This window comes from Stenotrophomonas sp. 05N37, from assembly GCF_056397365.1.
On sequence record NZ_JBFTNG010000020.1, the window covers coordinates 1 to 478 of the forward strand.

Below are 478 nucleotides of genomic sequence, written 5' to 3' on the forward strand. Positions count from 1 at the left end.
CAAACAAAAAGCCCCGACCGAAGTCAGGGCTGTTTGTTTGAAGCTGGCGTCCCCACGGGGATTCGAACCCCGGTCGCCACCGTGAAAGGGTGATGTCCTAGGCCTCTAGACGATGGGGACGCGTTAAACCGAATTTGTCTTCCATCGGACGGCCTGTGTCCGGAGAAGTGGTGGAGCCAGGCGGGATCGAACCGCCGACCTCCTGCATGCCATGCAGGCGCTCTCCCAGCTGAGCTATGGCCCCACGTTGATGCTGCGAGCCGCCTATCATAGCGGCGCTTTTGCAGGATGGGAAGCTTTTTCTGCGACCGACCCCTGGCGGGTGCGTACAAACAAAAAGCCCCGACCGAAGTCAGGGCTGTTTGTTTGAAGCTGGCGTCCCCACGGGGATTCGAACCCCGGTCGCCACCGTGAAAGGGTGATGTCCTAGGCCTCTAGACGATGGGGACGCGTTAAACCGAATTTGTCTTCTATCGGA

The 478-nt window shown here is 59.2% G+C and carries 3 tRNA genes; all 3 read right to left on the minus strand.

Features of this window, described 5'->3' with window-relative positions:
- Positions 1-44: 44 nt before the first annotated feature.
- The 3 genes from AC1DGC_RS20145 to AC1DGC_RS20155 all read right to left on the minus strand — a co-directional run bounded on the left by AC1DGC_RS20145 (position 45) and on the right by AC1DGC_RS20155 (position 449).
- A tRNA-Glu gene (locus AC1DGC_RS20145) sits at positions 45-120 on the minus strand.
- Between the two features lie 48 nt (positions 121-168).
- Positions 169-244 (minus strand) — tRNA-Ala (locus tag AC1DGC_RS20150).
- 129 nt (positions 245-373) lie between these two features.
- Positions 374-449, minus strand: a tRNA-Glu gene (locus AC1DGC_RS20155).
- Positions 450-478 lie beyond the last annotated feature (29 nt).